This window comes from Nocardia sp. CY41 (assembly GCF_009829325.1).
GTDB lineage: Bacteria > Actinomycetota > Actinomycetes > Mycobacteriales > Mycobacteriaceae > Nocardia.
Map to the genome: position 1 here is coordinate 305,206 of NZ_VUOS01000006.1, position 20,606 is coordinate 325,811.

Annotated in this window: 22 protein-coding genes; 11 read left to right on the forward strand and 11 right to left on the reverse strand. The window is 69.6% G+C overall.

Going from position 1 to position 20,606, the window contains the following annotated elements; genetic code table 11:
* Positions 1–7: 7 nt before the first annotated feature.
* The 3 genes from GVY64_RS08155 to GVY64_RS08165 all read right to left on the reverse strand — a co-directional run bounded on the left by GVY64_RS08155 (position 8) and on the right by GVY64_RS08165 (position 2,442).
* On the reverse strand, positions 8–937 hold the full coding sequence (locus GVY64_RS08155) for an SAM-dependent methyltransferase (RefSeq protein WP_159839964.1): 930 nt from the start codon (positions 935–937) through the stop codon (positions 8–10).
* 177 nt (positions 938–1,114) lie between these two features.
* Positions 1,115–1,582, reverse strand: coding sequence for a pyridoxamine 5'-phosphate oxidase family protein (locus GVY64_RS08160; RefSeq protein WP_159839965.1), 468 nt, complete (start codon positions 1,580–1,582; stop codon positions 1,115–1,117).
* A 26-nt stretch (positions 1,583–1,608) separates the two neighbouring features.
* Positions 1,609–2,442, reverse strand: coding sequence for an SAM-dependent methyltransferase (locus tag GVY64_RS08165; protein ID WP_159839966.1), 834 nt, complete (start codon positions 2,440–2,442; stop codon positions 1,609–1,611).
* A 254-nt stretch (positions 2,443–2,696) separates the two neighbouring features.
* On the opposite strand from GVY64_RS08165, the gene GVY64_RS08170 reads away from it, so the two are divergent.
* Entirely contained in the window at positions 2,697–3,593 is an 897-nt protein-coding gene (locus GVY64_RS08170; protein WP_159839967.1) for a helix-turn-helix domain-containing protein, read from the forward strand.
* A 556-nt stretch (positions 3,594–4,149) separates the two neighbouring features.
* Here the strand turns inward: GVY64_RS08170 and GVY64_RS08175 are convergent.
* The 3 genes from GVY64_RS08175 to GVY64_RS08185 form a co-directional block, all read right to left on the reverse strand.
* A complete protein-coding gene (locus GVY64_RS08175; protein ID WP_159839968.1) occupies positions 4,150–5,160 on the reverse strand; it encodes a zinc-binding dehydrogenase in 1,011 nt (336 codons plus the stop codon).
* Positions 5,161–5,230: 70 nt separating this feature from the next.
* Positions 5,231–5,980: an LGFP repeat-containing protein gene (locus GVY64_RS08180; RefSeq protein WP_324198435.1), complete on the reverse strand. Its 750-nt coding sequence runs from the start codon at positions 5,978–5,980 to the stop codon at positions 5,231–5,233.
* Between the two features lie 453 nt (positions 5,981–6,433).
* The gene (locus GVY64_RS08185; RefSeq protein ID WP_159839970.1) at positions 6,434–7,315 is read right to left on the reverse strand and encodes a LysR family transcriptional regulator ArgP; all 882 of its coding nucleotides are present in this window, start codon (positions 7,313–7,315) and stop codon (positions 6,434–6,436) included.
* Between the two features lie 74 nt (positions 7,316–7,389).
* On the opposite strand from GVY64_RS08185, the gene GVY64_RS08190 reads away from it, so the two are divergent.
* Positions 7,390–8,013 carry a LysE/ArgO family amino acid transporter gene (locus GVY64_RS08190; protein WP_236566695.1) on the forward strand — a complete coding sequence of 208 codons (624 nt, stop codon included), beginning with the start codon at positions 7,390–7,392 and terminating at the stop codon, positions 8,011–8,013.
* Positions 8,014–8,022: 9 nt separating this feature from the next.
* Here GVY64_RS08190 and GVY64_RS08195 read toward each other — a convergent pair whose 3' ends face one another.
* Both GVY64_RS08195 and GVY64_RS08200 read right to left on the reverse strand, forming a co-directional pair.
* Positions 8,023–8,829 (reverse strand): LLM class flavin-dependent oxidoreductase, encoded by an 807-nt coding sequence (locus tag GVY64_RS08195; protein WP_159839971.1) that lies wholly within the window; start codon positions 8,827–8,829, stop codon positions 8,023–8,025.
* Positions 8,830–9,037: 208 nt separating this feature from the next.
* Complete coding sequence (locus GVY64_RS08200) at positions 9,038–9,625, reverse strand: TetR/AcrR family transcriptional regulator (protein WP_236566696.1); 588 nt, start codon at positions 9,623–9,625, stop codon at positions 9,038–9,040.
* Between the two features lie 66 nt (positions 9,626–9,691).
* Between GVY64_RS08200 and GVY64_RS08205 the strand changes: the two genes are divergently transcribed.
* Together GVY64_RS08205 and GVY64_RS08210 are read left to right on the forward strand one after the other, a co-directional pair.
* A complete protein-coding gene (locus GVY64_RS08205) occupies positions 9,692–10,465 on the forward strand; it encodes an SDR family NAD(P)-dependent oxidoreductase (protein WP_159839973.1) in 774 nt (257 codons plus the stop codon).
* 59 nt (positions 10,466–10,524) lie between these two features.
* On the forward strand, positions 10,525–11,541 hold the full coding sequence (locus GVY64_RS08210) for an NADP-dependent oxidoreductase (RefSeq protein ID WP_159839974.1): 1,017 nt from the start codon (positions 10,525–10,527) through the stop codon (positions 11,539–11,541).
* Here the strand turns inward: GVY64_RS08210 and GVY64_RS08215 are convergent, their stop codons facing one another.
* The 3 genes from GVY64_RS08215 to GVY64_RS08225 all read right to left on the reverse strand — a co-directional run bounded on the left by GVY64_RS08215 (position 11,542) and on the right by GVY64_RS08225 (position 13,698).
* Positions 11,542–11,895 carry a hypothetical protein gene (locus GVY64_RS08215; protein ID WP_159839975.1) on the reverse strand — a complete coding sequence of 118 codons (354 nt, stop codon included), beginning with the start codon at positions 11,893–11,895 and terminating at the stop codon, positions 11,542–11,544. It abuts the gene before it with no gap.
* 75 nt (positions 11,896–11,970) lie between these two features.
* Positions 11,971–12,798, reverse strand: a complete 828-nt coding sequence (locus tag GVY64_RS08220; protein ID WP_159839976.1) for an SAM-dependent methyltransferase — start codon at positions 12,796–12,798, stop codon at positions 11,971–11,973.
* Positions 12,799–12,948: 150 nt separating this feature from the next.
* The gene (locus GVY64_RS08225) at positions 12,949–13,698 is read right to left on the reverse strand and encodes an IclR family transcriptional regulator (protein WP_159839977.1); all 750 of its coding nucleotides are present in this window, start codon (positions 13,696–13,698) and stop codon (positions 12,949–12,951) included.
* Between the two features lie 244 nt (positions 13,699–13,942).
* On the opposite strand from GVY64_RS08225, the gene GVY64_RS08230 reads away from it, so the two are divergent.
* From GVY64_RS08230 to GVY64_RS08260, 7 genes are read left to right on the forward strand one after another with little or no spacing between them, the layout of a single operon-like run.
* Entirely contained in the window at positions 13,943–14,977 is a 1,035-nt protein-coding gene (locus GVY64_RS08230) for an NrtA/SsuA/CpmA family ABC transporter substrate-binding protein (RefSeq protein WP_159840074.1), read from the forward strand.
* 1 nt (position 14,978) lies between these two features.
* Positions 14,979–15,818, forward strand: coding sequence for an ABC transporter permease (locus tag GVY64_RS08235; protein ID WP_159839978.1), 840 nt, complete (start codon positions 14,979–14,981; stop codon positions 15,816–15,818).
* Complete coding sequence (locus tag GVY64_RS08240) at positions 15,815–16,597, forward strand: ABC transporter ATP-binding protein (protein ID WP_159839979.1); 783 nt, start codon at positions 15,815–15,817, stop codon at positions 16,595–16,597. Before GVY64_RS08235 ends, GVY64_RS08240 begins: the two co-directional genes overlap by 4 nt.
* Positions 16,594–17,619, forward strand: coding sequence for an ABC transporter substrate-binding protein (locus tag GVY64_RS08245; RefSeq protein ID WP_159839980.1), 1,026 nt, complete (start codon positions 16,594–16,596; stop codon positions 17,617–17,619). The genes GVY64_RS08240 and GVY64_RS08245 overlap by 4 nt, the downstream gene beginning before the upstream one ends.
* The gene (locus GVY64_RS08250; protein WP_159839981.1) at positions 17,616–18,716 is read left to right on the forward strand and encodes an LLM class flavin-dependent oxidoreductase; all 1,101 of its coding nucleotides are present in this window, start codon (positions 17,616–17,618) and stop codon (positions 18,714–18,716) included. The genes GVY64_RS08245 and GVY64_RS08250 overlap by 4 nt, the downstream gene beginning before the upstream one ends.
* The gene (locus GVY64_RS08255; RefSeq protein ID WP_159839982.1) at positions 18,713–19,882 is read left to right on the forward strand and encodes an LLM class flavin-dependent oxidoreductase; all 1,170 of its coding nucleotides are present in this window, start codon (positions 18,713–18,715) and stop codon (positions 19,880–19,882) included. The genes GVY64_RS08250 and GVY64_RS08255 overlap by 4 nt, the downstream gene beginning before the upstream one ends.
* Positions 19,883–19,895: 13 nt before the next feature.
* The gene (locus GVY64_RS08260) at positions 19,896–20,603 is read left to right on the forward strand and encodes a class II aldolase/adducin family protein (RefSeq protein WP_159839983.1); all 708 of its coding nucleotides are present in this window, start codon (positions 19,896–19,898) and stop codon (positions 20,601–20,603) included.
* Positions 20,604–20,606: the final 3 nt, after the last annotated feature.

The following is a 20,606-nucleotide window of genomic DNA, read 5'->3' on the forward strand; positions in this document are numbered from 1 at the left end:
GTGGGAGTCACCTTTCAGCAGTGTCGCGCACGGCGGATTCCGATAGGCCGGGCTCGGTCGCCCGGCGGCGCAGGGCCGTCACGACTCCGTTCGACGATCCGGACTTGTAGCCGACGCCACCGAGCAGCAGGCGCTCCTCGGTCAGCCGCGGGCGGAGCGCGGGTCCCATCGGCCACCAGTCGTCGAGTTCGACCAGCCCCGGCTCGATCAGTTCCAGATCGCCGAAGTACGAGGCGATCTGCTCGCGAGTGCGGTACCAGCCCGAACCCAGGCCCATCTCGGTGAAACGCCGTTGCAGCTCGATGGCCATCTCGTGCGCCTCGCCGCCGTCGGCGGGATCGTAGAAATGCGTGATCGCGACGTAGGAGCCGGCCGGGAGCGCATCGATGTACCGGCGCATGATCCCGGCCGGATCGAGGTCGTCGTCGACGTGATGCAGGATGCCGCACAGGATCAGCGCCAGCGGGCGGGTGAGATCGAGGTGCGGGGTGACCTCCGAATGCGCCAGCAGGGTGTCGGGGTCGGTCAGGTCCGCGGGCACGAAATGGGTGTACGCGTTGCGCTCGAGCAGGACGCGGCCGTGGATGTTGCAGACCGGGTCGTTGTCCACGTACACCACGCGCGCCTGGGGATTCTGCTGTTGCGCGATCTCGTGGGTGTTGCCGACGGTCGGCAGTCCGGCGCCGATGTCGAGGAACTGGTCGATGCCCGCGGTGCCGGCCAGGTAGCGCACCACGCGGTGCAGCCAGCGGCGATTCATCCGGGCCACATCGCTCTGCCGCGGCGCGACTTCGGCGACCTTGTCGCGCACGTAGCGGTCGACTTCGTAATTGTCCTTGCCGCCGAGGGTTGCGTCGTAGACGCGGGCGATGCTCGCGCGTGTCGTGTCCACGCCTACCGGCGCGCGGACACCGGTCTGGGGAGCGGGATCGGACATGGAGACCTCTCTCTAGTTTCCGTCGCCTGGCTCACCAGCCTAGAGACCGCCGAATCGGCGAGCAATCCGTGCGGATGCGTTCGGCCAGTGCTGTTTTCGTGGACCGAGGGCGGGCGTACCGGCCGGGGCCGAGCATTGGGACCGGTCGGTATTCGCGGGTGATCGCGAGGTGACGAATCAGGACGCGCCGGGCCGGTGCAGCACCCGTCCGGGCAGCCATCCGCCCTGCACATGCGTCACCCGCCACCAGTCGATGTGCACCACCACGGCCTCGATCGGTGTGGACAAGAACGGTTCGATCTGTGGCTCCTTTCGTAACAACGCTTCGAAGGTCTCCTCCCGCTCGCCGGATCCGGTGCGCACCACGGCCGTGCCCAGGCCTTGTGCGAACGGGTGGAGGATTCCGTCGGGCACGACCTTCACCCCGACGTTCGGATTGGCGCGCAGGCCCTCCAGCGTCCGCCCGCCCGACTCGAGCACGAGCGTCAAGCGGAACGGATCGCCGTCCAATTCGGTGAAGAACGCGTTCGAGCACCAGTTGACGCCCTCTTTCGACGTCGCGAGGTCGATGCTGGTGAAGCCGAGGACGCCGGTCAGCTTGTCCTGGATGTCCTGATCGGTGATCTGCACGTCGTTCGAGGTCATGTCGGGCTCCGTGGTGAGGGAGGGGTTTATCTCTTGCGGCCGACGCCGCCGAGGATGAGACGTTCGTCGGGCCACGGCGTGCGCAGCGCGGGGCCGCCGGGCCACCATTCGTGCAGCTCGACCAATCCCGGTGGCACCATCTCCAGCCCGTCGAAGAACGATTGGACCTCCGCGCGGGTGCGCCACCGCCCGGTGCCGAGGCCCTCGTCGTGCAGTGCCCGCTCGGCCAGCCTGGCCAGTGCGTGCAGGTGCTCGTTCTCGTCGGCCGGATCGTAGAAGTGGCTGATCATCACGTAGGACCCCGGTGCGAGGCGATCGATGTACCGCCGCATGATGCCCGCGGGATCCTGGTCGTCGTCGAGGTGATGCAAGGTGCCGCACTGCATCAGCAACACCGGCCGGGTCAGATCGAGGTGCTGGTTGACGGCGGGGTCGTCCAGCACCTCGGCGGGCCGGGTGAGATCCAGGTCCAGGAAGTGGGTGCGCTCGTTGGCTTCGAGCAGTTCTCGTCCTCGTGCGACGCAGACCGGGTCGTTGTCCACGTACACCACCGCGACCTCGGCGCCGAGTTCCTGGGCGATCTCGTGGGTGTTCTTCCGCGTGGGCAGGCCGCTGCCCAGATCGAGGACCTGGTCGACGCCCGCCGATCGGGTGACGTACCGGACCGCGCGCTCGAGCCAGCGCCGGTTGGCGGCGCCGACGTCGTCCTGATGCGGCACCGCCTTCTTCAGGTGCTGGTACACCTGCCGGTCGGACTCGAACCAGTCCGTCCCGCCGAGGGCGTAGTCGTACACGCGTGCGATGCTGGGTACGTCCGGATCGACACCCGCTAGTCGGGTCGATGCCTCTGCCGACGTCATGGCGCTCCTCCTCCGCGTGGCCACCGTCGGGGGCGACTCTACGCACAGCCGTCCCGTCGCGCTCGGGAATGCGGTCGAGATATTGCGTTGGCGCTCTTGCGAATCCATAATTGCGCACTCGATTCGCGGCACGCGTCCGCGTCGGGGCCGGTGCCGAGGTGCGGCCGAGTAGGATCTTCAGCCGACGTTCAGACAGCTGTGATGGTGGAGGCACTGGGCCCCGCGGTCTAACCCCCGATCGGCCGGAGGCAGGCATGACCAACGACGAGGACAGTGGCGACAACGCGGAATTCCCTGCGGCGGAACGCGGTCCGACCGTCTTGCGGATCGCGCTGGGCAGCCGGTTGCGTCAGCTGCGCGAGGGCTGCGGGATCAGCAGGGAGGCCGCGGGCGACGCCATTCGGGGGTCGCATGCCAAGATCAGCCGCCTGGAACTGGGCCGGACCGGCTTCAAGGAACGCGATCTGCACGACCTGCTGAACCTCTATAGCGTTGTCGACCCCGCTGAACGGGAAACGTACTTCGAATTGGCTCGCCGGGCCAACGACCCGGGCTGGTGGCAGCACTACAGCGATCTGCTTCCGGCGTGGTTCGAGACCTACATCGGTCTCGAGCAGGCGGCCACCACGATTCGCACCTACGAGGCACAGTTCGTCCCGGGCCTGCTGCAGACCGCCGATTACGCGCGCGCGGTGATCCAGCTGGGCAACACCGACGAGACCGAACGCCGCGTCGCCATCCGGATGCGCCGCCAGCAGATCCTCTACCGCGCCGCCGCTCCTACGCTGTGGGCGGTCATCGATGAGAACGCGCTGCGCAGGCCGGTCGGCGGGTTGGTGGTCCTGCGCGAGCAGATCGAGCATCTGGCGGCGATGGCCGACCGGCCCAGCATCAGGATGCAAGTCCTGCCGTATGCGGCGGGCGGGCACTCCGCCGCCGGCGGCCCGTTCAGCATCCTTCGTTTCCCGGAACCCGAGTTGGCCGACATCGTCTACACCGAGCAGCTCGCCAGCTCGCTGTACTTCGACAAGCAGCGCGATGTCGAGCTGTACATGTCGGTCATGAACCGGCTCAGCGTGGAGGCGCTGTCGCCGGCCGACAGCGTGGATTTCCTCAACGGGCTACTCGCCGAGATGCATCCGGACGAATAGGACGCCTCCGGCGACGAAAGGTGGCGCCCGTACCGGCGTGCCGGTCACGTCCGTGCGCAGAGTTTGCCGAACGGGTCGCACGCCACCGTATCGGCGGTGTCGCCTGCTGTCGGGGCGGACTCCTCGCCCAGCACGCGGGAACCGGGCGGTCGGCCCGATCGAGGTCCGGCTCGAAGCCTGCGAATCGAATCTGCGTTGCGGGTCGTGAAAGTCGTTGACAACACGGATAACTCGGCAGAATGCGAGGCTCAGTTGATAACAGTTCCATATCTCAGACCAGTGGCTGATGCGCACTCGTTACCTAAGGGCGCTCGGTCACCTCGATTTTCGAGGATTTCACTCCGGGCGACGCCCATGCACATGCACACGCGCATGTATGTACCGATGGACGATCACCGATGCGACGGGGCCGCCGTGATGTGGCAGTATCCCTGTCGAGGTCGGGGTCTGAGGATCGACTCGGGCACTGGCTGGTTCGGCCGCGGCGGCCCCAACGCGAGTTGGGGTCGCCGGCGGAGCCGTCACACACGGCGCGAATGTCCGGATTGCCGAAAGTTCACGGTGTCAGCACGATCCGGATCGGATTGCCTTCCTTGTTCTCCAGCGCGTGGACCGCTGACTCCGCTTCGGCCAGTGGAAGTACCGCACTCACCGACTTGGCGAAATCGATCCGATGCGCGCGGCGCAGGCGCACCAGTTCGAGCACGTGATCGGGTTCGGAGCCGTAATGCCCACGCAGTTGTTGTTGCCGGAAGCTGAAGATGGTGCCGTTCGTGATGGTGATCGGTTTGTCGGTGAGTCCGACCAGCATCAGCCGTCCTTCGTCGGCGAGACATCCGACGGCCTGTTCGCGGACGGGCGCCGCGCCCGCGAAGTCGAACGCGGCGTCGAGTCCGGCGCCTCCGGTGGCGGCGAACACCTTCTTCGGCAGCTCCGCGTCGGACGGGTCGAGCGCGAGGTCCGCCCCGAAGTCCAGCGCACGCTGCCGAGCGGCGGGCAGCGGATCGACCGCGATGATCGGCGCGGCGCCGATCAGCCGGAGCAACTGGACCGCGTGCGCGCCGAGTCCGCCCACGCCCCAGACGCCCGCCGACTCCGCGGCCCGGACCTGGCCGGTCCGGGTGATGGCGGCCCAGGGTGTCGAGACCGCGTCGGGGATGAAACAGGCTTGTTCGAACGGCAGGTCGTCGGGAATGGGCACCACGGTCTCGGCGGCGGCCAGCGCGTATTCCGCCCACCCGCCGTCGTAGTCCACGCCACGGGTGTAGGTTCTGCCATCGCGGATCTCGCCTGCCTGCAACAACACTCGATCACCCGGCTGTAGGTCGCGGACCTCGGGCCCCACGGTGTGCACCGTGCCCGCGACCTCGTGGCCGAGGGTGACCGCGTCGCCGGTCAGGTACATCGGCGACAGCACGCCCTCGATGAGGTGGACATCCGACAGGCAGACACCGGCGGCGGCGACCGCGATCAGCACTTGGCCCGGCCCGGGGGTGGGCACCGGTACGTCCTCCAGGCGGAAGCGCTGCCCGTCGGCAGCGCGTGGGAAAAGTCGTCCAGCGAGCATGCTCTCAACTCCTCGGCAAGCCGGTCGGTCGATTCGGGTACCGCGCGGGCAGCGGCGATCGGTGGTCCTGCTACGGGGACCAGGTGATGCGGCCGCCCTCGAAGTCCTGGGCTTTGCCGTTCTCGAAGTCGTATTCGTCGCTGGTGGGATAGCCGTAGCGTCCGGCTTCGCCCGCGGCGGCTTCCCATGACTCCCGGATGGAGCCCCAGACGACGTGGGCGCCGGTGCGCGACGACCAGTAGATGGCTCCGCCGCCGAACAGGTTGTAACGGCCGTTACCGGCGCGGCCCGCGGATTCGTCGGTGATGGGGAACCCCAGCGGGCTGCTCTCCCAGCCGTAGGAACCCCACTTGTCGCGGATCACGCCACCGATCTGATGCGCGGCGGTGCCGACGGACCAGTAGATCGAACCGTTCTGGAAGACGCTGTAGCTGCCCGGTTTCGACGGTGTCGCGCCTTCCCGCGCCACGGGGTAGCCGAGTGCGCCGCCCTCGTAACCGAGGTCGCCCCATTTGTCGCGGATCGCGCCGCCGACTTGGTGGGCGCCGGTGTCGGGGTGCCAGTAGATGGAGGAGCCGCGCTCGAACGCTTGGTAGCGGCCACCGCGAGCGGCGGGGGACTCGGGCGTGACCGGGTCACCGAAGAACCCCGGCCCACCGGCCTGGTCGTACTCGGCTTCGATCTGCCCGCCGACGTCGTACGGACCGATCGGGCGCGCGGCCGCATCGGGTCCGATGCCGGTGAGCAGGGTGCCGAGTGCGGCCGCGATGGCGAATGCGCCGCGGGTGCGCGAGCGGTTCGGGCGACGGTGCCGTGCCAAAGTGAACTCCTGTGCATCTCGGGTGGGTGCGGGATGGAGCTGAAGCTGTGGTCGGCCTGCGAAGATCAAATTACCTCCCCGCGTCCCGATACGGAGGGATACGAGGTACTCGGATGTCCTGATGTCGTGCGATGCGCTGGCCGTGGCCGTGGCCGTGGCCGTGTCCCGGGTCCGGACTGTCGTCGGCGCCCGGGTTCGCCGGGCGGTATGGGCCGAACCGTCGCCGCGGTGCTGCGTCACGCGGCAGCCCACCGCTGCGTCGAATGCCATCGCGCCGGACGGATTTGCTGTCGAGAACCCATCCAACTCGCTCGAGGCTCCGAACAAACAGGCGGTGCTACCGTGCCCACGGTCGCACCTTCTCGGATACGGCGCCGCCGGGTCGGGGTGCTCGCACCACTGTCCCGGCGGTGTCACGAAACGGAACATGTTGCCGAGCAGCACAATTCGTATTCAGCGCAGCACGTCCGCCGCTTCGGCCGCGATGGTGGCGGCAACGGCGCCGAGGGCAGGGGAGTCCAGCCGCCACTGCTGCCAGTACAGCGGGACATCGATGACAGCGCGGGGATCGATCGAGACCAAGCGGCCGGTGGCCTGGTCCTCGTGGGTCTGCAGGTCGGGCAGCATGCCCCAGCCGAGCCCCAGCCGGACCGCCTCGGCGAATCCCGTGGAGGACGGCACGTAATGGCGCGGCGGATCCAGCGGTTTGCGACTGCGTCTGCGCAACAGGCGATCTTGTAGGTCGTCCTTGCGATCGAACAGCACTACCGGAGCGGCGGCATACGCTTTCGCGGTCGGGCCGTCGGCGAACCAGGTGGCGGCGAACTGCGGGCTGGCCATCGGCCGGTACCGGATCGCGCCGAGCCGCTCTACCTTGCAGCCCTGCACCGGTTGCGCGGTCGAGGTGATCGCCGCCATCACGGTGCCGTCGCGCAGCAGGCGCGTGGTGTGCTCCTCGTCCTCGCGATGGATCTCGAAGCACACGCCGCGCGGCGCGCGGCCGAGAGCGGGTAGCACCCAGGTCTCCAGCGAGTCGGCGTTGACCGCGATCGGCACCCGGATCGGACCGTCGGCGGGCTCGCCGCCGAGCTCGCGCGCGGTGTCTCCCGACAGCAACTGGATCTGCCTGGCCAGCCGGAGCACCGCCAGCCCGGATTCGGTGGCGCGCACCGGTTTCGTGCGTTGCACGAGGATCCGGCCCGCGGCGTCCTCCAGCGCCTTGATGCGCTGGCTGACCGCCGACGCTGTCACGCTCAAGCGCCGCGCCGCGGCGTCGAAAGTCCCCTCGGTGATCACGGCGTCGAGTGCGCGAAGCTGGTCGAGTTGCAGATCCATATCAAGGAATGCTAATGATACTTAAGAATCTTTAGCTTGCCTGGGTGCAATCCGCGCCCTTAGCGTCGCTGGACGTGAGCGTTTCCTCCGCGGCGCTGGCCGCCGCCTCCGGTTTGGGCTTCGGGTTGTCGCTGATCGTGGCGATCGGCGCGCAGAACGCGTTCGTGCTGCGTCAAGGGATCAGCGGCAGGCATGTGCACGCGGTGGTGGCGGTGTGCGCGGTATCCGACATCGTGCTGATCGCGGTCGGCGTCGCCGGCTTCGGCGTGGTCGTCGAGTCGGCTCCCGCGGTGCTCGTGGTGGCGCGGTACGGGGGCGCGGCGTTTCTGATCGGCTATGCGGTCCTGGCGGTCAGGCGGGCGTTCGGCGCCGCGGCGCTGCGCACCGAAGCGGGGCGGGCCACCGCGGCACTCGGCGCGACGGTGGCGACCACCCTGGCACTGACCTGGCTCAATCCGCACGTCTACCTGGACACCGTGGTGTTGCTGGGGTCCTTCGCCAGCACCTATGCGAGTCCGGATCGCTGGTTTCTCGGCGCGGGGGCGATGCTGGCCAGCGTGCTCTGGTTCACCGCTCTCGGCTTCGGTGCGCGCCTGGTCGGTCCGCTGTTCACCCGTCCGCGGGCTTGGCGGGTGCTGGATTCGCTGATCGCGGCGGTGCTGCTCGGCCTCGGAGTGGGACTGTTGTGCGGCGGATGAGCACCGCGATCAGAGCTGGGCCTTGATCTTCGCGGCGAACTCGTAGCCGGCCTCCCACCGCGGCCCGGACGGGGCGAGGACGACGCGTGCCGCGCCGGCCTCGGCGTAGGCGGCCATTTGCTCGGCCGCCTGGCCGGGATCGGTGGCCAGCGCAGGCGCCACGACCGTCACGGTGAGCGGCGGGCGGCCGTATTCCTCGGCGAGCGAAGCCAATTCCGCCGCTGCGGCGCCGATCCGGTGCGGCTCGAGTCCGATGGCGACCCAGCCGTCGGCGAAGGCGGCGGCACGGCGCCGCGCCCGCTTGCCGTCGCCCGCGACCAGCACCGGCGGCATGGTCGCACCGGGTGCCAGCGCGACCTCGGTGCCGTCCGCGAGTGTGGTGGGTCGCCCGGTGACCAGGTCGGGCAGGACGCGCAGCGCCTCGTCCGTGCGACGGCCGCGCTCGGCGAAGGACGCACCGGCCGCGAGCCAACCGACATCCCCGTGCGCGGGGTTGCCCGTGCCGACACCGAGGATCAGCCGATCGCCGGATACATACTGCAGCGTGGCGATCTGCTTCGCGGCCCAAGCGACCGGCCGCAACGCCAGCAGCAGCACGCCGTAGCCGATGCGGATCCGGTCGGTCGCGGCGGCGGCGGTGGCCAGCACCACGGTGCTGTCCAGGATCGGCGCGCCGGCGACGAGATGGTCGGTGGACCACACCGAGTCCAGTCCGCTCTGCTCGGCGAGGCGGGCGGCGGCGCGTACGTCACCCAGGATGGGCTGCGCGGGGTCGGGCGTCGAAGTGGGCAGGATGATGCCGATGTCCAAGGTCATGGTTTCGACGCTACGAATCCGCGGCCGCCGCGCCAATGTCTCGTTCGCTCGAGTCGATGTTCCGTACGCTCGTCGCAAAAATCTTCTCGGAGAGCGGTTTCCGCCACTCGGCAGGAAATGACCGATGGTAGGCGTCGGATCGCTCGTGACCGCGGCGTGCAGTTCCACCGGTGGTCGGCCGCGTGTGTGTGGCGAACCTGTCGCGCGATCAGGCCGGCTCGCGGGGAAGCAGCGCCTCGACCAGAGAACGGGCCCGAGCCGCCGGACCGGTCGGTCCGAATGCCTGTGTCGTAGCGTAGACGCCTTCCATCAGCAGCATCAGCTGGTCGGCGAGCGCCGGTGGATCGTCCATCGGCACGGTGGCCGCCAGCTCGCCGGCCAGCGCGCCGAGTTGCGCCCGCACCCAGTGCTTCATTGTCACAGCGTTTCGGTGACCGAGCGCGTCGTGGTCGGGCAATTCCCCGAGCGCGATGAGGAAGGGGCAGCCGCGGCAGGATTCGGGGCGCACCTGCTCGGCCAGCGCGTCGAACAGGGCGAGGATGCGCTCGCGCGACCCCTTCCCGGCCGCCGCCGCGCGGAACCACTCCCGGTACCGGTGGTCCTCTCGCTCGAGATACGCGGCGACCAGCTCGTCCTTGGAGCCGAAGATGCGGTAGAGGGTGGGCGGTGCGACGTTCGCCTCGGCTGCGACGCGGTCCACGCCGGTCGCGCGAATTCCGTCCTGGTAGAACAGCTCCCGCGCGACGGCGAGGATGTGCTCCTTGGTGTCCGCGGCGGCGCGGCGTTTCGGTCCCACGGGAATACCGTAGCGCGCTCCAGCGATGTTAGGGAACGTTACATAACAACAATGCGGGAGTGCAGAATGACCGACTTGAACGGAAAGACCGCCCTGGTGACCGGCGCCTCGCGGGGGATAGGCCGGGCTATCGCCGAGCGTTTGGCCGCCGACGGCGCCGAGGTCGCCGTGCATTACGGCACGAACGTGGAGGCCGCGGAAGCCACGGTGGCGGCGATCCGGCGCGCGGGCGGCCGGGCGTTCCCGGTGCGCGCCGAACTGGGCCGGGACGGGGACATCGACCAACTGTTCGGCGAACTCACCGCAGGACTCGGTGACCGGCCGCTGGACATCCTGGTCAACAACGCCGCGATCATCGCCTACGACGCCACGGTCGAGCAGGCCACGCCCGAGCACTTCGACCGGTTGTTCGCGGTCAACGTGCGGGCGCCGTTGTTCATCGTCCAGCGGGCGCTGCCGTTGCTGCGCGACGGCGGACGCATCGTCAACATCTCCTCCGGCGTCACCTGGTTCGCCACGCCGGAGGTCGTCTACGGCATGACCAAGGGCGCGCTCAACGTGCTCGGCCGATCACTGGCCAACACGCTGGGGCCGCGCGGGATCACGGTGAACACGGTCTCGCCCGGCATCACCGACACCGACATGAATTCCTGGCTGCACACCAACGACGGCGCGATCTCCGGTGTGGCGGGCATGACCGCGCTCGAGCGCGTCGGCCGCGGGTCGGACATCGCCGACGCGGTGGCTTTCTTCGCCTCCGACGACGGACGCTGGGTCACCGGCCAGACGCTGGAGGTGAACGGCGGCCTGTTCCTCGGGCCGAAATCGCCGTCCTGGTGATCGCCGGACACGGGCGGGTGCGGGCGTCCGGCGCCCGCACCCGCGGCTAGGGTGGGCGCATGGTCGAGTCGACGCGAATCGTGCTTGCTTCCCGGCCGGTGGGTGCGCCCACCCCCGATAATTTCCGGACCGAGACCGCGGAACTCCCCGCTCCGGCCGAGGGCGACGTGCTGTTGCGCACCCTGTACCTGTCGCTGGACCCGTACATGCGCGGCCGGATGAGCTCGGCCGAGTCCTACGCCGATCCGGTGGAGATCGGCGGGGTGATGGTCGGCGGCACCGTCGCCGAGGTGCTCGAATCCCGCGACCCGTCGGTCGCGAAAGGCGATGTGGTGCTGGCCTATTCGGGGTGGCAGACCCATGACGTCACCCCGGCGCGCTTGGTCCGCAAGCTCGACACGGGCAATGCTCCGATCTCCACCGCGCTGGGGGTGCTCGGCATGCCGGGTTTCACCGCCTACGCGGGACTGCGCAAGATCGGCCGACCGCAGCCGGGCGAGACGCTGGTGGTCGCCGCGGCCACCGGGCCGGTCGGCTCGGCCGTCGGCCAGATCGCGAAGATCGGCGGCACGCGCACGGTGGGCATCGCCGGCGGCCCGCGCAAGGTCGCCTACCTGAACGAACTCGGCTTCGACGTCGCGCTCGACCACCGCGCCCCCGATTTCGCCGACCAGCTGGCGGCGGCGGTTCCCGACGGCATCGACGTCTACTTCGAGAACGTCGGCGGCGCGGTGGCCGACGCGGTCTTCCCGCTGCTGAACTCCTACGCGCGCGTGCCCGTCTGCGGGCTGATCGCGAATTACAACGCGACCGGCGCCCCGGACGGCCCCGACCGACTGCCCGCCTTCTACGGACGCATCCTGACCAAGAGCCTCACGGTGCGCGGATTCATCCAAACCGAATTCGTCAGCGAGCTGTACCCGGACTTTCTGCGCGAGATGGGGGAGTGGGTCGCCGATGGTCGCGTGCGCTATCTCGAGGACGTCGTGTCCGGCTTGGCCGCCGCGCCAGAGGCGTTCATCGGCATGCTGGAGGGCCGCAATTTCGGCAAGGTGGTCGTGCGGGTCGCCGACTGATCAACCGGCGGCCGCGCCGCCGCCGATCCCCAGGTAGACGACCATCAGGATGAACAGGAACCAGCCTGCGCCCTGCCAGATGGGCCAGGTCCGGCCGCGGCGCCACTGCACGTAGGTCTCGATGAAGGCGCCGATGCCGCCGATCAGCAGGACCACCGCCGGGCCGAGCACCACCGCGAGCTGTGCGGCGCTGTCGCACAGCAACCTGTCCGCGTCCGCGCACTCGCGCTGCGCGGCCCACAGCACGCTCAACAGGAAGACCAGCCCGGCGGTGGCGAGCACGGAGGCGACGTAGGTCGCCGCGCGGCGGAATCCGCGCGGATCGCGCCAGCGCTTCTCGACGTCTTCGACCATGTGTCCACCACCTCGCCGTCCGCAGCCGCCGGTTCCCCCGACGTGATTGCCGAACGGCGTCGGCTCAAACGCCGCTCAGGGCTTGCGCCCGACGCCGGCCCAGTACCAGGCGGAACGCTCCTGGGCCGGGGCGGCGTCCGTGTCCGGACGCCAAGCGTCGACCGGAACGACACCCGGCTCGACGAGTTGGGTTCCAATGAAGAAGGATTCGGTCTCCGTGCGGCTGCGGGGGCGGAACGCGATCCCGGCCTGCCGGGCGGCGGCCACCGCGCGCGCCGTGGCCCGCGCGTCGAAATCTTCCGTGAAATGGGTGAGCACCAGATAACTGCCGGACGGCGCCGCGTCCAGCAGCCGGCCGACGACGCCGAGCGGATCCTCGCTGTCGTCGAAGAACATCATGACCGCGACCAGCAGAATCGCGATGGGCCGGTCCGGGTCGAAGGTCTCGGCCAGTGCGGGCGCGTCCAGGATGGCGTGCGGATCCCGCAGGTCGGCGTCGAGGAAGTCGATTCTGCCCTGCGGGGTGCTCGCCATCAGGGCTCGGGCATGGGCGAGCACGAGCGGGTCGTTGTCGACGTAGAGCACGCGCGCGGCCGGATCGATCCGCTGGGCCACTTCGTGCGTGTTGCCCGCGGTGGGGAGGCCGGTGCCGATGTCGAGGAACTGGGCGATGCCCGCGTCGCGGGCCAGATGGCGCACCGCCCGGCCGAGGAACGCGCGATTGGCGCGCGCCATGTCGCGGATGGCGGGGATGTGCATGGCGACGGTGTCGCCGAGCGCGCGATCGGCGGGGTAATTGTCCTTGCCGCCGAGCCAGTAGTCGTAGACCCGCGCCTCGTGCGCGAGGCTCGTGTCGAGCTTGCTGGAGACCCCGGCGCGCGCCCGCGCCTGACCGTTCGGCATGCAACTCCCTTCCCCGGTGACGCCGGCCGTCACCGGCGTGGGCTGCTGTCGCCGCCGAATGAGGACCCCGCCCTGTGCATTACGCGTCAAGAATAGGGTGGCTCGTTCGCTCCTGGGGTCTTTCGACCGGATCGTCCCTTTTGCGGACGGCTACTCCGCAGCGGCGAACCTGGCCGCGATCTCCTGCGCGGTGACCTTGGCGAGTTCGACGAAGAACGGCACGCGTTCGGGGATCATCAGCGTCGTGGGACCGCGCAGGCCGAGCGCGAACCGGCAGCGGCCTGCCGGATCCAGGATGGGCAGACCGATGGTGCGGAAACCGGGATCGAGTTCCTCGTCGTTGTAGGCGTATCCGCGCTCGCGCGTGATCACCAATTCGGCGCGCAGCTCGCCGGGCCCGGACACCGAGCGCTCGGTGCCCTCGTCGTACGGGAGCTCGCGCAGTTGCTCGTCGGTGACCTCGGACCAGGCGAGCAGCGCCTTGCCGAGCGCGCTGGCGTGCAACGGCAGTCGCACGCCCTGCAGGGCGTGCCCGTCGGTCTCCCGCCACCGGCTGGTGCCGAGCAATACGGCATGGATGCCATGGCGGGTGGCGACCGAGCAGCTGGCCCCGGTGGTGCCCGCGAGCTGCTCCAGACACGGCTCGGCGAGGTAGATCCGGTGCTGGCGATAGGCGATCTGCCCCCACTCCGCCAGCGCGCCGCCCATGCGGTACCGGCTGGATTCGGCGTTCTTCTCCAGGAAGCCCACCTGCACGAGCGTGGCCAGTAGCCGGTGGGTGGTGCTGACGGCGAGACCCTGCTGCCGCGCCACCTCCGAGACGCCGCGCTCCCGGCCGTCGCGAAAGCAGTCCAAGACCGACAGGGCGCGGGTGACGGTCTGCACGCCGGAGGGTTCCACGACTGCGACGGTAACACAGCGGTTGGGGGCCAGAAGGTTCGGCTTTTCCAATATGCGGAAAACGATCAGGGCACTGTCTTCCTCCTTTGCAGTCGGAGGCCCTCGTTCACGGATCAAAGCCGACCAGTACAGCGTCCTGGATATGTCAAGCTTTCCGATCTTCGGAAAGCATTACCTCGTGACGCCGCGCCGCCGTCCCTACTCTCCGAGAGCATTGATCGACAACGGACAAGGAGTCCTCACGATGTGGCGGCAAGCCCTCATGCGCATCGCGCTAGCGATCGTTCCCCTCGTCGCACTCGTCGCCGCGTGTGGTTCGGATACCGGCGCAGACACCGGCGCGGGCGCCTCCTTCGTGCTGAAGGTCGCCGACCCGGGGAACTCCGGTCCGCTGGCGGTCGGCAAGCGCGACGGCACCTTCGACGCGGCGCTGGCGCCGCTCGGCGCGAAGATCGAGTGGGTCACCATCACCCCCGGCTTCAGCTCCAACCTGAAATTGTTCAACACCAAGGAACTCGACGTCTCCGGTGCGGCGTTCAGCCCCGTGGTGGGCGCGCTGTCCAAAGACGTCGGCGTGCGGATCGTCGCGGTGCAGGATCCGGCGGGCAAGGACCAGAGCGGCATCATCGTGACCCCGGAATCGGGTGTGCACTCGGTGGCCGACCTGGCCGGTAAGCGCGTCGCGGTGAATCCCGCCGCCAAAGGCGAATACATCCTCTTGAAAGCGCTGGCGCAAGCGGGCGTCCCGGCCGACAAGGTCACCCGGGTGCCGCTCCAGCAGAAGGACGCCGCCTCGGCGTTCGCCACCGGCAAGGTGGACGGCTGGGCCTCGTTCCTGGTGCCCTACCAGGAGGCGAAGGCCAACGGCGGCGTCGAGATCGCCACCGAGAAGAGCATCGGATCCAACGACAACACGGTCGTCGTGTTCCGCACCGAGGTGCTCGAGCAGCGCCCGGATGTGGCGGCGAAGTACCTGGACGTGCTGCAGGATCTCACGGTGAAGCAGCGCGCCGACCCCGCCGCCTTCGAGAACGTCTTCGAGAAGACCGGTCCGCGCGCACTGTCGGGCGCGCGACTCGCCGACGCCCACCGGGTGGGCGGCGAGGCCACGGTCCCGCACCTGCCGAACGAGGCGGACGCCACCGCCTTGGCCGACGTGGTGAACACCTTCTTCGACAACGGCGTCATCAACCGCAAGATCACCGCCGCCGACATCTTCTACGACTTGAAGTCCCGGCTGACGCCCGAGCAGCTGGCCTCGATCCAGGCGGGCAGCTGAGATGGCGGTGATCCCCATGGCGGGGCCTGCGCCCACCGAGCTCGCCCCGCCCCGTAGCCGGGCCGGAAAGCGCAGGCCCGCTTGGCTTTCGGTGCCACTGCGGTTCCTGCTTCCCGCCCTGATCGTCGCGGGCTGGTGGACGGGCTCCGCGACCGGAGCGCTCTCCGAGCGCGTGCTGGCGGGCCCGCCCGCGGTGTGGACGGCGTTCACCGAGCTGCTCGGCACCGGCCAGTTGCTCGACTTCGCGGTCGCGTCGTTCGCGCGCGCCGCCTTCGGCGTCGGCATCGGGGTGGCCATCGGCCTGACGCTCGGTCTCGTGTCGGGGCTGTCGAGTCTCGGTGAGGAATTGGTCGATTCGACGATGCAGATCCTGCGCGCGGTGCCGTTCCTGGCGCTGGTGCCGCTGTTCATCGCCTGGTTCGGCATCGATGAGCTGTACAAGGTGTTGCTCATCGCCGTCGCGACGGTGGCGCCGATGTACGCCTACACCTACCTCGGCGTGCGCAACGTCGATCGCAAGATGGTCGAGGCCGCGCGCAGTTTCGGGCTCACCGGCCCGCGGCTGGTGCTCGAAGTCATCCTGCCCTCGGCCCTGCCCGGCGTGCTGATGGCGCTGCGGGTGTGCCTGTCGATCAGCATCACCGGTCTCATCGCGGCCGAGCAGGTTGGCACCAGGGAAGGCGTGGGCTACCTGGTCACGCTGGCCCAGGAGTACAACCGCACCGACTACATGGTGCTGTGCGTCGTGTTGTACGCGCTGCTCGGGTTGGTCTTCGACGGACTGGTGCGGTTGGCGGAGCGGTTCGCGATGCCCTGGCGCGGGCAGGTGGCGATCCGATGACCGCCGTCACCGAACAACTCGGAGCCGAGGTGACCACCGCGCCGGCGACGGAGGAACCGGTCGCCGTTTCGATCTCCGGCCTGCGCAAGTCGTTCGGCGCGAAGACAGTGCTCGACGGCGTGGATCTGACCATCCGGCGCGGCGAGTTCGTCGTCCTGCTCGGGCCGAGCGGCACCGGCAAGACCACCCTGCTGCGCCTGCTCACCGGCCTCGAGGCACCGGACGCGGGACGGGTCCTCGTGCCCGGCCGCCGCACCACCGTCTACCAGGAACCGCGGCTGATTCCCTCGAAACGGGTGCTGGCGAACGTCGTCGTGGGGCAGCGCCGTTCCCGGCAGCACCGCGAAGCCGGGCTGCGCGCGCTGGCCGAGGTCAACCTCGACGGCAAAGCCCGGCAATGGCCCGCCACGCTCTCCGGTGGCGAGGCGCAGCGCGCGGCGCTGGCCCGCGCCCTGGTCCGGGAACCCGAATTACTGTTGTTGGACGAGCCTTTCGCGGCCCTGGACGCGCTGACCCGCCTGCAGATGCAGGATCTGGTCGGCGACCTGGTCGCCCGGCATCGTCCGGCGGTGCTCATGGTGACCCACGACGTCGACGAGGCGATTCGCCTGGCCGACCGCGTGCTGATCCTGGACCAGGGGCGCTTCGCCGTGGACGTCGCCATCGACGTGGCCCGCCCGCGCGACCGCGCCGACCCCGAGACCTTGCGTTACCAATCCCTTTTCCTCACTCAGCTCGGCGTGGGCCGTACCACGCCCGCTCCAAGGAGTGCCTCATGACCGACACCCTCTGGTACACCCGCTGCCCGGTGCCCACCGCGAGCGGGCTCGCGCACAGCCTCGGCTGGCTCGGCGACGCCGCTGCGCGAGCCGGTCTGGAGTTCGGCGTCCTCCAGGATGCGGGGCCGGAGCTGGCCGGCCACCACTTCCTGCACGATCTGGCCGGACTGATCCGCGAGGGCGGCAACGTCCCGGCACTGGCGGCGCGCGCCCAGGGCTCGCCGACCCGGTTGATCGGCTTGACTTGGATCGATGAGGCGCAGGCCATCCTGGTCGGTCCGCAGTCCTCCGTCGGCGGCCCCGGCGAGCTGGCCGGGCTGCGCGTCGGCGTACCGGCGTGGGCGCAGGACCAGGCGCGCAGCTTCCCCCGCGCCATGGCCCTGCACGGTTTCGCGAACGCCCTGCGGCTCGGTGGCCACACACTCGCCGACGTGCGCGTGGTCGAGATCGGTGTGGAGCGCGATCCGCAGGTTCGTACGGAGGTCCAGGTGAACCGCCGCGTCGTCACCTGGGGTGTCGAGGAACTGCTGCGCGGCGAGGTGGATGCCATCTATGTCAAAGGCGCTCGGGCACAGGAGGTCGCGCGGGAGCACGGCCTGCGCGTCGCGGTGGACCTGGACGCCGCCGAAGCGCGACGCTTCCGGGTCAACAACGGCACGCCGCGGCCGATCACCGTGCACTCCGACCTCCTGGAGTCGCGCCCGGAGCTGGTCGTCGAATTCCTGGCGCAGAGCCTGCGCGCCGCCGACTGGGCCGCGGGCAATCTGGCCGGTGTCCGCGATGTGCTGCAGCGCGAGACATTGTCCGGCCCGGAGGGCGTGGTCGCGGCCTACGGCGAGAACTTCCACCGGGATCTGCACCCGGCATTGTCGGAGGAGCGGATCGAATTGCTCGGCGTGCAGAAGCAATTCCTCTACACACACGGGTTCCTCGCCGCCGACTTCGACCTGGACTCCTGGGTGGCGCACGAGCCGCTGGCCCGGGCCAGCGAACTCGTCGAGTCGGGGAAGGTCCCCGCATGACGGAGTTCCTGTGGCGCTTGCCTTCCCGAGGTGACGGCCGCCATGCCCCTGCGGGACGACGCAATCGCGGCGGATTCGGCGGCCCGGCCTCACCGACGCCGGCGACCGATCCGCGGCCGGGGCACTTCGGTCCGTTCGACGACCTCGCCCAGATCATCGATGCCGCCGAGCTGGCCGGGCTGGACGGGGTGCTGGCCCCCTACGACCCGCAGGGCGAGGAATCGTGGCTCGTGGCGGGCGGTGCGCTGCGCGGCACCCGGTACTCCCGCGTCGTCGTCGAATTCCAGCCCGCGTTCGGCACGCCGGTCTACGCGGCGAAGATCTCCGCCACCCTGCAACGCATCTCGGGCGGGCGCCTCGCCTGGCAACTGGCCGTGGACACCGATCCCGTCGACGCGCGGGCACGCGGCGATCGCGTCACCGGAGACGACCGCTACGCCAGGGCCGCGGAGTTCCTCACCGTCGCCCGGGGCGTATGGAACGAGGCCCCGGTGCCCTCGGCGGGATTCGCCGGCACCGGGTTCCACTACGAAGGCGCGCACTACGACGTGATCGACGGCGGTTTCCGCGGCATCCTGTCCGGGCTGCCGTTTCCAACCGTCTATCTGACCGGCCATTCCGCGGCCGCGCTGGAGCTCTCGGCCGAATACGGTGACGTGCACGTCTTCACCGAGACCGCGGCGGGCGTCGGCACCGCGATCGCCGCCTTGCGGGAGCGCGCGACCGCGGCGGGACGGACGGTACGCGCCGGGCTGGAACTTCCGGTCATCGCGCGGGAAACCGAGGAGGAGGCCTGGGCCCGCGTCGATCGGCAGTGGCGCGAGGTGCACCCGGACGGCCCGGACGCACTCGAGCACGATCTCGGCGACGGCCGCTGGGCCGGATTCGCCGACCTCGGCTACACCGCCGCCATCGGCATCGTCGGCAGCTACGCGCAAGTGGCGCAACACCTTTCCTCCTACTCCGAGGCAGGCATCGACAGCGTGGTGCTCTCCGGACACCCGCATATCGAGGAACTGCACCGAACGGGCGAGCACCTCTTGTTCCTCGCCGACCCGGTCGGCCGCACCCTGACCGCGCAGGAGGCAACCGCATGACCATCGACATCTACTGGCGCATCGGCATGGAGGGCGACCACGCGTCGCTGCGTACGCCGCGCCGTTACAACCGCGGCCACGCCAACGGCTACGGACCGGGCAATATCGCACCCGCCATCCGTGGCGGCGCCCTCGACGGCTACGGCTACATCGACCACATGGCGGCGGTGGCGAGGGCCTCCGAATCGGCCGGTTTCCTCGGCGGCCTGCTGCCTTCGTTCCCGGTGACCGACGACCCGTGGGCGGTCGCGGCGGCGCTGGCCAGGGAGACCACCACTTACCGTTTCATGGTCGCGTTCCAGCCCGGCTTCTTGCATCCGGTGCAGGCGGCGCGGATGTCTGCGAGCCTGCAGCGGGCGACCGGCGGCAGGCTGGTCTACAACATCATCAGCGGCGGCGGCGGGCCCGCCCAGCTGTGGTGGGGCGACAAGGTCGCGCACGACGATCGCTACGCCCGCACCAGCGAGTTCCTCGACGTGCTGCGCGGCGTGTGGGACGGCGACCCGTACGACCACGACGGCCGGTTCTTCCGGACTCGAGGCGCCGCGCTCGCCCCGGGCATCGCCGGACAGCCGTTTCCCGAGGTGTACTTCTCCGGGTCCTCGGCCGCCGCGGTGCGGGCGGCGGGCAGGCACGCCGACTACTACCTGTCCTGGCTGGAGCCGGTCGCCGACCTGCGCGCCAAGTTCGACGGCGTGCGCGCTCACGCCGAAACCACCGGCCGCACACCGAAGTTCGCTGTCCGCATCGACGTACTGGCCCGGCACACCGAGGAGGCGGCCTGGGCGGAGATCGAGAAGGGCTGGGCCTTCGTCGACCGCGGCGCCGCCGAGCGGGCTGCCAAGGGCGACTCGGTCGGCGCCGCCCGCATCCAGGGATGGGTGCCGGAGACCATCACCGGCTACCGCGACCTGGAAGTCCAGCCCAACGTCTGGTGCGGCTTCAGCCTGATCCGCGGCGGCCCGGCATTCGGCCTGGTCGGCAGCTACGAGCAGGTCGCGCAGCGGCTCGACGAGCTGATCGACCTCGGTGTCGACGCGTTCATCCTCGCAGGCAACCCGCATCTGGAAGAGGCGTACCGCGTCGGCGAAGAAGTGCTTCCGCTGCTGGGCCGATCCCGGCTCACCGCCTCCGCTCCCGCCGCATCCCTTTCCCCCGCACGATGATTCAGGAGAGATCATGACCACCACCGAGACCCGGTTGCCGGAGTCCGTCACCGCTTTCGTCGCCGCCGCGACCCGCGACGCCGAGAAGGCCTTCCGGGTGTTCCGGGAGACCGGCACTGTGTCCGGCAACGGCACCGTCAACTTCGTCGAACGCGTGCCGGGGGAGGAGATCGCCGTCGCCCTGAACGAGCCGGGGCCGTGGGCCGACGACCGCACCATCGCGCCGGTGGTCGCCACTTTCGACGGTGAGGTGCTGTCCGGGACCGGCTCCGCCGGATTCGTCACCGGGTACGCGAAGGTGTTCCGCGCGCATCCGGAGATCACTTCCGTGGTGCACATCCACACCCCGTGGCTGGGCGGGTGGGCGCAGACTCATCGCACGCTCCCGATCCGCTACGCGGCCGCACAGCGGCTCACCCTGTCCAGGGCCGTCCCGCCGCACATCGACCGCAGCGTCGGCGCGGGCGATTTCATCCTGTCCCAGCTGGTCGAGGACCCGGACCTGGTCGCGATCTTCGAGGCCAACGGCGGTGCGAACGTCATCGGGCGTGCGGGGCTGCTGGAGCTGGCGAAGTTCGTCGTGCTGCTCGAGGAGGGTGCGCAGTATCAGGCGATCGCCGAAACCCTCGGCGGCTCGGTCGAATTCGACCCGTCCAATCTCGCGGTGCAGTGGAGCCGCACCGGCCTCGCCGACGAGGCCCGCCGCCGCGGCCTGATCTGACCG